8 protein-coding genes and 1 pseudogene are annotated in these 9,334 nt (G+C 57.2%); all 9 read left to right on the top strand.

What is annotated here, in order from left to right:
* Positions 1-548: pseudogene (locus J7367_RS21520) on the top strand (class I SAM-dependent methyltransferase); the annotation flags it as partial.
* A gap of 164 nt (positions 549-712) precedes the next feature.
* Positions 713-3,010: a helicase-related protein gene (locus J7367_RS21515; protein ID WP_039574850.1), complete on the top strand. Its 2,298-nt coding sequence runs from the start codon at positions 713-715 to the stop codon at positions 3,008-3,010.
* Positions 3,011-3,190: 180 nt separating this feature from the next.
* The gene (locus J7367_RS21510) at positions 3,191-3,757 is read left to right on the top strand and encodes a PilL N-terminal domain-containing protein (RefSeq protein ID WP_081027841.1); all 567 of its coding nucleotides are present in this window, start codon (positions 3,191-3,193) and stop codon (positions 3,755-3,757) included.
* Positions 3,754-4,398: a hypothetical protein gene (locus tag J7367_RS21505; protein WP_039574849.1), complete on the top strand. Its 645-nt coding sequence runs from the start codon at positions 3,754-3,756 to the stop codon at positions 4,396-4,398. Before J7367_RS21510 ends, J7367_RS21505 begins: the two co-directional genes overlap by 4 nt.
* Positions 4,399-4,410: 12 nt before the next feature.
* Positions 4,411-5,130, top strand: a complete 720-nt coding sequence (locus J7367_RS21500) for a TIGR03759 family integrating conjugative element protein (protein ID WP_081027842.1) — start codon at positions 4,411-4,413, stop codon at positions 5,128-5,130.
* Positions 5,131-5,180: 50 nt separating this feature from the next.
* Entirely contained in the window at positions 5,181-5,702 is a 522-nt protein-coding gene (locus J7367_RS21495; protein WP_236493592.1) for a transglycosylase SLT domain-containing protein, read from the top strand.
* A complete protein-coding gene (locus J7367_RS21490; RefSeq protein ID WP_039574848.1) occupies positions 5,699-6,238 on the top strand; it encodes an integrating conjugative element protein in 540 nt (179 codons plus the stop codon). Before J7367_RS21495 ends, J7367_RS21490 begins: the two co-directional genes overlap by 4 nt.
* Before the next feature lie 4 nt (positions 6,239-6,242).
* Complete coding sequence (traD, locus tag J7367_RS21485; protein WP_039584593.1) at positions 6,243-8,405, top strand: type IV conjugative transfer system coupling protein TraD; 2,163 nt, start codon at positions 6,243-6,245, stop codon at positions 8,403-8,405.
* Positions 8,402-9,151: a TIGR03747 family integrating conjugative element membrane protein gene (locus J7367_RS21480; RefSeq protein ID WP_039573873.1), complete on the top strand. Its 750-nt coding sequence runs from the start codon at positions 8,402-8,404 to the stop codon at positions 9,149-9,151. The genes traD and J7367_RS21480 overlap by 4 nt, the downstream gene beginning before the upstream one ends.
* Positions 9,152-9,334: the final 183 nt, after the last annotated feature.

The following is a 9,334-nucleotide window of genomic DNA, read 5'->3' as shown; positions in this document are numbered from 1 at the left end:
CGATGCGGGTCGACGCATCCTCTGGCCGCATTGATCAGACCATCCCTAAGGACATTCGTGGTCGACTGCTTCAGATCGGGCAAGGTGAGCTCGACCTGGATGAAATACCAGCCCAGTGGACGCTACCTCCCTATGTCGTTCCTGTAACCACGTCTGAGCCAGAGCATTTCTACCGGCTAAGCATGGAGCCGATGCAATTTGCGGAGGAGGTTTCTCGTCTCCAAGGCTTGTGGCCCGCATTCGAAACGCACCTTGGTGCGGCTCAGCAATCGATGCGTGCCCCGGTACGTGCGTTGTCCCACTGGCACTTGGCACTCGCCCTAGCGGCCGGCGCCATATCTGGTGTCGTGCAATCCAAGAATGGCCGAGTCCTGGCTGTGAAAGGAGATACCTACAAGCAGAAGGCCACCGCCGTGGAATACCGCGAGCGCGACGATGGCTCAGTTGCAGAGACGCGAATCCTCACAGACAAATTCGTACCTGTAATCCGCGCTTGGGACCTGTCTCCCAACTCTGACTCGTTCGGCCGAATTATCACCATCCACTGACCCGCTTCGGCTGTTTCGTTTCATAGATGGAGCACCACCACGTTGTTGCTCGCTCAGTAGAACTTCTTTTCCAGCGGCCTTGCGTCGCCTTTCAACCTTCAACCCCTTGGGGCGTTCACCGCCCTCGGGGGTGGTGCGTGCCCCGATTTTTATGGAGCATCACCATGACTACTCAACTCAATGCGGCTCCTGCCGCAGACAAGGCGCTGATCAAAGGCAATGCATCTGATTTGCTTGATCAGATTGATCCCGTATCGTCGGAGCTCTCACTCAGTCTGCAGGACTTCGTTACAGAGTTTGGCGACGAGCTTTTGACCTCTCTCAATCAGGCTAATCCGCCTGTTTACAGCGGTTCACCACGCACTAATCGTCAGCTTGTCCTGCTGGGCCTAAAGCGCAAACTTTTTCCAGCGCAGGCAGAGGTCGTCCATGCGGCTGCAGAGCTGCTCGCTAACCACGGCGAGCGTGCGGCAATCGTCAACGGTGAGATGGGCACGGGTAAAACCACTGTCGGCATCGCGCTGGCAGTGGTTCTCCACGCGGAGGGCTATCGCCGTACCTTGGTTCTCAGCCCGCCGCACTTGGTTTACAAGTGGCGCCGAGAGATTCTGGAAACTGTTGCCGGCGCAAAGGTCTGGGTGCTTAACGGCCCGGACACGCTGCTCAAACTCATCAAGCTCCGCGAGCGACTGGGCGTCCCGGCCGACGGTCAGGAGTTCTTCATCATCGGCAGAGTGCGTATGCGCATGGGCTTTCACTGGATGCCTGCTTTCGCACGCAAGCGCACTCGATTCGGGGTTGTGGGCGCATGTCCGCATTGCGGAAGCGTCGTCAACAACATGGATGGAGAGCCGCTTGACGCTCTGGAGCTTGAAGCAGAAGAAGCACGCCGCAGATGCAGCGTTTGCGATACCGCATTGTGGACGTTGGTTCGTCCGCGAACTCTGTCCAGCAGCGATCAGTCATCGGCTGTGCTAAGAGCCTTGAAGCGTATTCCAACAATTGGTGAAGCCACTGCGCAGAAACTGATGAAGATGTTCGGGGATAGCTTCTTGGCCTCGATGCTTGGCGACAACCTCCACAACTTCATCAACTTGATGGACGACAAGGGAGAGCTGGTCTTTTCTGATAGGCAGGCCCAACGGATGGAACGTGCGATGTCCAGCATGGAGTTCGGGTTTGGCGAAGGTGGCTACCAGGCTTCCGAATACGTCAAACGCTATCTCCCGCAGGGCACCTTCGATTTGCTAATCGCAGACGAGGCTCACGAATACAAGACTGGCGGGTCGGCGCAGGGCCAGGCGATGGGCGTTATTGCGGCCAAGGTTCGGAAGACCTTGCTACTCACCGGCACCCTGATGGGGGGCTATGCCGATGATCTGTTTCATCTGCTATTCCGGGCTTTGCCCGGACGCATGATCGAAGACGGCTACCGTCCAAGCAGCAGCGGCAGCATGAATGCCGCCGCCATGGCGTTCATGAGGGATCACGGCGTCCTGAAGGATATCTACTCGGAGAGCGATGGGCCGGCCCACAAGACCGCCAAGGGCTCAAAGATTACTGTCCGAACGGTAAAGGCCCCGGGTTTCGGCCCGAAGGGGGTGCTGCGCTGCGTCCTGCCCTACACGATCTTCTTGAAGTTGCGTGACATCGGAGGCGTCCTGCCACCGTATGAAGAAGAGTTCCGGGAGGTCGCGATGAGTGAGGCGCAGGCAACCGTCTACCGGGAAATGGCTGCTCGTCTCACTGCTGAGCTCAAGGAGGCCCTGCGCAAGCGGGATACCACCTTGTTGGGTGTAGTGCTCAACGTGCTACTGGCATGGTCCGACTGCTGCTTCCGTGCCGAAACTGTGCGTCATCCGAGGACACGCCAGGTCTTGGCGTTCACCCCAACCCAGTTCAATGAGCTGGAAATCATGCCTAAAGAGCGTGAGCTCATTGATATTTGTCGCGAGGAGAAGGAGGCGGGTCGTAAGACCCTGGTCTATTCGGTCTATACCGGCAAGCGCGACACCACGTCGCGTTTGAAGGGGTTGCTGGAGCAGGAGGGTTTCAAGGTCGCCGTACTGCGCGCAAGCGTTGATGCAAGCCGCCGCGAGGACTGGATTGCCGAGCAGCTTGACCGAGGGATTGATGTACTCATCACCAACCCTGAGCTCGTCAAAACAGGGCTGGATCTGCTGGAGTTCCCCACGATTGTCTTCATGCAATCAGGGTGGAACATCTACACGCTTCAGCAAGCCGCACGTCGCTCATGGCGTATAGGCCAGAAGTTGCGTGTGAGGGTGATCTACCTGGGGTACATGGCCACGTCGCAGATGACGTGCCTTGCTCTGATGGCCAAAAAGATCCTGGTGTCTCAAAGCACTTCGGGCGACGTCCCGGAATCGGGGCTTGACGTGCTCAATCAGGATGGCGACTCAATTGAGGTCGCTTTGGCAAGGCAGCTTGTTGCTGCTTGATGTCCAGAATCAGCCGGCACCCTTCGGGGCGCCGGCTTTTTTTTCTAATGCATACTTCTGCTACCGATGGTTTGACAATCAGCACGCCAGAACATGGATGAGCGCTAATTCGCATTCTTTACTGACCGGGGTTGCTGTCTGCAGGGATGGTGTCGGCTTACTGCAACAGGAAGCCGGTTCATGCAAAACATCTGCTGCTCCTCACTCCTGGCTGGCTGTGGTCTGGTAGTCGCTGCCATTTTTACTGGTGGTTGCGCCACTACGTCTTCAGAAGTTCAGCCACCCCCTACTGAGGAGGTAATCGCTCCCCGCGACCAGGCCGATCCGGAGTTGATTCCAGTGATCCGCTATGGGCGCTACACCCTGGTTGAACTGTCTCCTGGCTCAGCACAGCGTGACCTACTGCTGCAGGTCATTGATGTGCGTATGCCAGACGAAGCGAGAGCTAGTGTTGGCGATGGCCTACGCCACGTTCTCAATCGCAGTGGCTACCAAATGTGTGAAACGGGATCAGCCGCCCTTGAACTCTACCCGCTGCCAATGCCCGCCGCCCATCTGCAACTGGGCCCTATGACCCTGCGCGATGCGCTACTCACTCTGGCAGGCCCTGCTTGGGATGTTGAGGTCAATGACAGCACACGGCAGGTGTGCTTTGTCCGTCCTGGAACTCATGTTGACCTTCAATCTCAGGATCTTCAGAGCTCCGAGCCGGCTCAGGTGTTTCCGCAAGATGGAGCCCAGCAATGACTAGACCCAAGATCATCTTCGGCGCAAAACATTCACGAGCCTACTCAATCATCCAGATATTGCTGTGGGTGTGGCTTGTCGGGCTTATGGCCTTAGTGATGATCGCGTTGATCGCTGTGCAGTCGCAACGCGAAAAGACCCTCAATCGTTTGCACGCGCTGGAGGTAGGTCAGGCGCAAATCGCTGACGCAAATCGGGCGCTACAGGCCCGGCCGGAATCGGCCACCGCATCAGCGCTAAAAGATGTGCGTGAGGCTGCGGAACATCGAATTGATGAGCTTGAGCAAGCACTCGCCACTCGCGCGACTTCGGATGATTTGATTGCACTTCGTATGGAGATGGATCAAATCAAGGCGAATCAGGCTGCGATTCAAAGCAGTGTAGAAAGTAAATCACGTGCAACGCAAACCAAGGTGGTTAAGCCGATTGAGACCCCCATGCCGTTTCGGGTGATCGGATCGGAGCTGCGTGCCGGGCAGCGCACGGTTTCAGTTGCTCCCGCTATTGGTGAACTCTCAGCCTCTCAGATCCAGGTAGTGCTGCCCGGTGAAGCAGTAGGGCAATGGCAGCTGGAAGAAATTGATCGGAACACCGCCGTGTTCCGCGCAGGCGAGCAAACCCGCCGTCTGGCGATCCCCTGAGGGAAGCGTGCCATGAGGTCACTATTTCCGTTTTTTGCGCTCTTCCTGGCAACACTTCAATCACCTGCATGGGCACAGCAGGTGACAACCAAACAGTCCCAGGTGTCAACTAGTCAAATCGATCACAGTCATGACGAGAAGCTTGCGCGCGACTGGGGGCTTCGGCAGGAGGAGTGGACACGATACCGGGAGCTGATGGCTGGCCCATTGGGCATCTATTCACCCAATCTGGATCCACTATCCGCTCTGGGGACGGAAGCACGCTCCGATGAGGAACGGCGGCACTATGCTGAGCTCCAGGTGCAGGCAGAGGCACGCCGTGTCGACAAGTTGCTGGCCTACCAACGCGCCTATGACGAGGCGTGGCAGCGGCTGCATCCGAATCTGCAACGTGTCAATTTACCAGATGCTGGGCCCAGCAACGCCGCTACCGCGAGTAGAGAGAGCGGCCGAACCGCAGTTTTTGTGCGCGACAATTGCTTGCCTTGCGATCAGGTCATCCACCGCCTTCAAGCCACGGGTACAGCTTTTGACATTTATATGGTGGGTAGCCGGTCTGACGATGCTCGCATCCGCGAGTGGGCGCGGCGCACCAAGATCGATGCATCCCTAGTCAGCGCTCGCACGATTACCCTCAACCACGATGCTGGTCGCTGGCTGTCTCTGGGACTACCAGGTGAGCTGCCTGCTGTCGTACGCCAAGTCAACGGTCAATGGCAACGCCAACCTTAGGACTGGCATTGCCGGGCGCAACGTTCCTGCTGACTGTCGGCATCCTCTGTATGCCGGCCCATGCTCAGGAGATCCCACCGCCTGCTTATCAGCTGGCGGCACAGAGCGCCGGTATTCCCTCAACGGTGCTGTACGCAGTTGCACTCCAGGAAAGCGGTATCCGTCGAGGGGGGCGCATCATTCCCTGGCCTTGGTCAGTCAATGTTGCAGGCGAGTCACTGCGCTTCTCCAGCCGTGCTGAAGCTTGTTTCGGGTTGCAGCAGGCGTTGCGCAAGGTGCCTTCGACGCGCGTCGATGCTGGTTTGGGACAGATCAATCTAGGCTATCAGAAGCATCGCTACAGCCACCCATGCGACTTGCTCGACCCTTATGGCAACTTGGCGATCGCAGCGCAAATCCTGCGCGAGCAACACATACCGGGGGACGACTGGTTACTGGCGATTGGTCGCTATCACCGTCCGGCAGGCGGCGCACCGGCCGCACGCTATCGACAAAGCGTGGCCCGGCATCTTGACCGCGTTCGCGGTTCTTCACGAACAACCTTCAACGTTCGAAAGGAGACATCACCATGAAATGTTGGTTTATTGCGGATGCCCGAAGCCTGTTGATGCTGTTCACTCTGCCCGCTATGGCTTTGGCAGGCGAGCCCTTGATAGTCGTCGAGGATCTTGGCGGTGCCTCTGCATTACCGTACTACGAAGCGCTCAATCTGCAACCGCGTGTATCCGCTCCAGCAAAGCCCCCCGTCGCTGTACCAATACCGCCCACCAAAGCAGTAAGCGAAGTAGACATGCTGCCTGTACGCAGTGCCAAGCTCACTCCTGGCAAGATCACTCGCAGGGTCATAGAGGCTCCGGGGCTACAGCCATTTTTCCTGGTCGGAGACGATGAAGCATCGCATGACTGGTTGCGCCTTCATGCATTAGCACTGCGTGAGCGCAAGGCGGTTGGCCTTGTCGTCAATGTGGAGTCAGCCCAAGGGCTCGCCAGTCTGAGAGCCTTAGCGCCAGGCATGCAACTCGCCGCAGTCCCCGCCGACGATTTGGCCGAAAGGCTAGGCGTGAGCCATTACCCCGTGCTGATCACCAGCACCAGCGTTGAGCAGTGATGCCATGGCGCAAACCCAGCCGGTAGAAGTATTGTTGCGCCCTGCTGTTGAGCTCTACACCACAGCTGTGTGTGCTGGTGCGGCTTTTCTCTCCTTCGCAGCTCCATGGTCGCTTGCGTTGAGCCCTGCCCTAGGGATCGGCAGCGGACTGGCCTTTCTGGCGTTTGGTGCCGTCCGCTTGCGTCAGGCCCAGACCATCCTCCGCTATCGCCGAAACATCCGGCGCCTGCCGCGCTACGTCATGACCAGCCGCGACGTGCCGGTCAGCCAGCAACGGCTTTTCATCGGAAAAGGTTTTCTCTGGGAGCAGAAGCACACCCACCGACTGATGCAGACCTATCGCCCGGAGTTTCGACGTTATGTCGAGCCAACGCCCATGTATCGTATGGCCCGGCGCTTGGAGGAACGACTGGAGTTCGCGCCATTCCCACTGTCGAACCTGGCCAGGATGACCAGCTGGGACATGCCCTTCAATCCGGTGCGGCCGCTCTCTCCGGTGGGCGGCCTACCTCGATTGCATGGCATAGAGCCCGAAGAAACTGATGTGAGCCTGCCGTTAGGCGAACGCGTTGGTCATTCGCTGGTGTTGGGAACCACACGTGTTGGGAAAACGCGGTTGGCTGAGCTGTTCATCACTCAGGATATCCGTCGTAGGAATCCAGCCGGGGAACACGAGGTGGTGATCGTATTTGATCCCAAGGGAGATGCGGACCTGCTCAAACGTATGTACGTCGAGGCCAAGCGCGCCGGACGAGAAGGGGAGTTCTACATCTTCCACCTTGGCTGGCCCGAAATCAGCGCCCGTTATAACGCAGTTGGCCGTTTCGGGCGTATTTCCGAAGTTGCCACGCGCATCGCAGGGCAGTTGTCGGGCGAAGGCAACAGTGCTGCTTTTCGCGAGTTCGCCTGGCGGTTCGTGAACATCATCGCCCGCGCGCTCATTGAGCTGGGGCAGCGGCCGGACTATCTGCTGATACAACGACACGTCATCAATATCGATGCTTTGTTCATTGAGTATGCGCAGCACTACTTCGCCAAACACGAGCCAAAGGCTTGGGAGGTGATTGTCCAGATAGAAGCCCGACTGAATGATAAGAATATGCCGCGCAACATGATTGGACGGGAGAAGCGCGTTATTGCGTTGGAGCAGTACTTGGGACAGGTGCGCAACTACGATCCTGTGTTGGAGGGCCTGCGCAGCGCGGTACGTTACGACAGGACCTACTTCGATAAGATCGTTGCCTCGCTGTTGCCACTGTTGGAGAAGCTGACCAGCGGCAAAATTGCCCAGTTGCTGGCGCCGAACTACTCCGACTTGGCCGACCCACGACCGATCTTCGACTGGATGCAGATCATCCGCAAGCGTGCGGTTGTCTATGTGGGCTTAGATGCGCTGTCAGATGCCGAGGTCGCTGCAGCAGTGGGCAACTCGATGTTCTCGGATCTTGTTTCGGTCGCCGGCCATATCTACAAGTTCGGTATCGATGACGGTCTGCCAGGCGCAATTCCTGGTGAGAAGTTACCGATCAACATCCATGCTGACGAATTCAACGAGCTTATGGGCGATGAGTTCATTCCAATGATCAACAAGGGCGGTGGTGCTGGCATCCAAGTCACCGCGTACACCCAGACGCTCAGCGACATTGAGGCGCGCATCGGAAATCGGGCCAAAGCCGGTCAGGTAGTGGGCAACTTCAACAACCTGTTCATGCTGCGCGTGCGGGAGACAGCCACGGCGGAACTGCTCACCCGCCAGCTACCTAAAGTCGAGATTTATTCCACAACCATCGTCAGTGGCGCCACCGACAGCTCGGACATCCGAGGTACCACGGACTTCACCTCCAACACTCAAGATCGCATCAGCATGTCCAGCGTACCGATGATCGAGCCTTCGCAAGTAGTGGGGCTGCCTAAGGGGCAGTGTTTTGCGCTTCTGCAAGGTGGAAATCTTTGGAAGATCCGCATGCCGCTGCCGGCGCCCGATCCCGATGAGGTCATGCCAAAGGATCTGCAGCAGTTAGCAGGCTACATGCGCCAGAGCTACAGCGACTCCGCCCAATGGTGGGAAAACTCTGGATCACCTACCCTGCAGAGTCAGGGGTTGCCCGACAGTCTGGTAGAGGATGTAACAGAGCCTGCATCGGTAGTTCGCGAGCCGCTGTCATGAGCGACGTGGCAAGTACCGCAAAGCGCCAAGAGGTTCGTCGTGACGGGCTGCTGGTTGGTCTGATTACGTTGCCGTTCCGGCTCTTTGGTGTGCTGGTTGGGTCATTGCTGATTTCGATTGTGATCGAATGCGTGGGCATGCATTTTTTCTGGAAAGAGCAAGGCTGGCGGCACTCCCAAGAGATGCTGCAGTACGAACTCACTCACCTGTCCAAGCATTTCACCCGTAGTGCAGTCATCCATGAACCTGGGCGTTCCGCGCATCAACTGGTAGAGACGGGCTATCGCTGGATATTCCTTCGCACCGGCTTACTCTCGCGTATGGAGCAAACTGCCGAGGGAGCCCGCGCACCTAGCAAAGGTGGAACACGCGATTTTCGCTACTACATAAGCCAGGTGTATGTGTGGGCGGAAAATTATTTGGTCGCCGCAGCGTTTACAGCGCTCACTTTTTTAGTCCGGCTATTGGTGTTGGTGCTGACACTGCCACTATTCGTCATGGCTGCGTTCGTCGGTCTCGTGGACGGTTTGGTGCGTCGTGATGTCCGTAAGTTCGGCGCAGGCCGGGAGTCGGGATTCATCTATCACCGCGCCAAGGCTTCGCTCATGCCGCTGGCGATCCTGCCCTGGGTGATCTACTTGGCGCTACCGATTTCAGTCCACCCGCTGCTCATCTTGATCCCGAGCGCTGCGCTATTGGGATTTGTCACGAACCTGACCGCTGGCAGCTTTAAAAAGTATCTTTAACCGTCTGCTGTAGTAGCATTTTTTTCTTTAACGCAATCAACGCGCCCTCGGCAATAGCACATCTGTACTATTCTCTTACTTTTTAGCGCAATGTAAGTTTCATAAGTGCTCAAGCATGGGCAACCAATTATGTATAAGCTAATTACTTTAGGAAATGGTTGTTCTACGTCCCCGGCACGCTGT

The sequence above is a fragment of the Xanthomonas sp. D-36-1 genome (genome assembly GCF_017746155.1).
GTDB classification, from domain to species: Bacteria; Pseudomonadota; Gammaproteobacteria; order Xanthomonadales; family Xanthomonadaceae; genus Xanthomonas; species Xanthomonas cissicola.
Note: the sequence above shows the minus strand (reverse complement) of the source record. Positions and strands in the feature narration are given on the sequence as shown.

Coding starts and splice junctions, on each gene's coding strand:
- J7367_RS21500 (WP_081027842.1), top strand. CDS start 4,411: ATGAGGTCACTATTTCCGTTTTTTGCGCTCTTCCTGGCAACACTTCAA.
- J7367_RS21505 (WP_039574849.1), top strand. CDS start 3,754: ATGACTAGACCCAAGATCATCTTCGGCGCAAAACATTCACGAGCCTAC.
- J7367_RS21515 (WP_039574850.1), top strand. CDS start 713: ATGACTACTCAACTCAATGCGGCTCCTGCCGCAGACAAGGCGCTGATC.
- J7367_RS21510 (WP_081027841.1), top strand. CDS start 3,191: ATGCAAAACATCTGCTGCTCCTCACTCCTGGCTGGCTGTGGTCTGGTA.
- J7367_RS21495 (WP_236493592.1), top strand. CDS start 5,181: ATGCCGGCCCATGCTCAGGAGATCCCACCGCCTGCTTATCAGCTGGCG.
- J7367_RS21490 (WP_039574848.1), top strand. CDS start 5,699: ATGAAATGTTGGTTTATTGCGGATGCCCGAAGCCTGTTGATGCTGTTC.
- traD (WP_039584593.1), top strand. CDS start 6,243: ATGGCGCAAACCCAGCCGGTAGAAGTATTGTTGCGCCCTGCTGTTGAG.
- J7367_RS21480 (WP_039573873.1), top strand. CDS start 8,402: ATGAGCGACGTGGCAAGTACCGCAAAGCGCCAAGAGGTTCGTCGTGAC.